Genomic DNA, 1,242 nt, shown 5'->3' on the forward strand with positions numbered 1-1,242 from the left:
CAGGGAAAACGCATGAAAAACCCTACACCGCGAGAATGTCTGCGAGGTAGGTCTCATCCAGCGCGGCTTTCTTCTGCTTTCGCCGAATACCGCCTTTGAAACGGGTCTCCCCTTTCAGGTAATTCAAGGCGATATGACGCATCCTGGCGAGGTTTTCCGCCGCCTGTCCTCGGTGAATTTTGCAGGCGTCCTCGCGGAGCGCCACGTCCAGAGACCAGTGGAGTTTATTCTCCACGAACCAATGCTGGCGAGCCGCTTCGGCGAGCTTCTTGGCGCTCAGATCGGCAGAGCTGATGTAGTAACGGATCATCGGGGCTTCTGGCACCTCATCGCCTTCCTGGCGGAAACTCATCACCACGCCTACCGATTTCAGTCCCGGCCATTCATAGCTAAGATCCTGAAATTCCTCAGTAACCTCGCTGACAATATGGTATCTGGTCTCTTGCCGGCCCCGGTTCTTCTCATCCGTGACATAGGCGTCACCCTCGAAGCTGGCCACTTTGGCCATGGGAAATGCGGCTTCGAAGGCATCCGCTAAGGCCGGCTGATTGTCCTTCACGGACAGCAGGTAGTCGGCACCCTTCTGCAGGATCTGAGTGGCGATCTTCTTCTGACACCCCATGGCATCGATCGTCACCAGACAGCCTTGCAGGTTGAGAAGCTTGAGCAGCTCGGGAATCGCCGTAATCTCGTTGGATTTCTCCGCCGTCTTGACCTGGCCCAGCACCACGCCATTCGCTGCACTGAAGGCACTGACCATGTGTATCGCCCCTTTGCCCTTCCCTCGGCAGTACGATCCACGCAGCGTCTTGCCATCGATGGCCACCACCGCGCCCTCCGTCACATCGTGACAGGCCTTCATCCACTCGGCGAATGCGCTTTGCAGCTGCTCAGCGTTCACCAGGGCCATGACCCTGGCCAAGGTGTCATGGCTGGGCACGCCAGCCTCAAAATCGCCGTACTGGCGCAGAAAATCGAGCTTTGCGTGGCCAAAATCCTCTATCTCGTCCCAACCCTCTGCACCACAGATCACCGCGCAGACCGTCAAGAACAGGATATCCGACAGCTGATGCTGCACTTTCCAAGCCTGACGGAAGTCGGGAACGATCGATAAATGGTGCATAAGGGACGGTGTAAGCATCGGGTCATCCATGAGCAAAAGCCGTTAGATGACCACATTAGCTCCTACTGGTAAAGCGCTACGAAGCCCGTCGTAGAGCGGTTTTTCATGCGTTTTCCCTG

At 56.7% G+C, this 1,242-nt stretch carries 1 protein-coding gene; it reads right to left on the reverse strand.

From position 1 onward, the window contains the following. Nucleotides 1-22: 22 nt before the first annotated feature. On the reverse strand, nt 23-1,141 hold the full coding sequence (locus LWH48_RS18090) for an ISAs1 family transposase (RefSeq protein WP_232913673.1): 1,119 nt from the start codon (nt 1,139-1,141) through the stop codon (nt 23-25). Nucleotides 1,142-1,242: the final 101 nt, after the last annotated feature.

The sequence above is a fragment of the Halomonas sp. G15 genome, from assembly GCF_021282295.1.
Taxonomy (GTDB): Bacteria; Pseudomonadota; Gammaproteobacteria; order Pseudomonadales; family Halomonadaceae; genus Halomonas; species Halomonas alimentaria.

What these genes read in the sequence shown, in the direction of transcription:
- LWH48_RS18090 (WP_232913673.1), bottom strand. Translation starts at nt 1,141, where the DNA reads ATGCTTACACCGTCCCTTATGCACCATTTATCGATCGTTCCCGACTTC.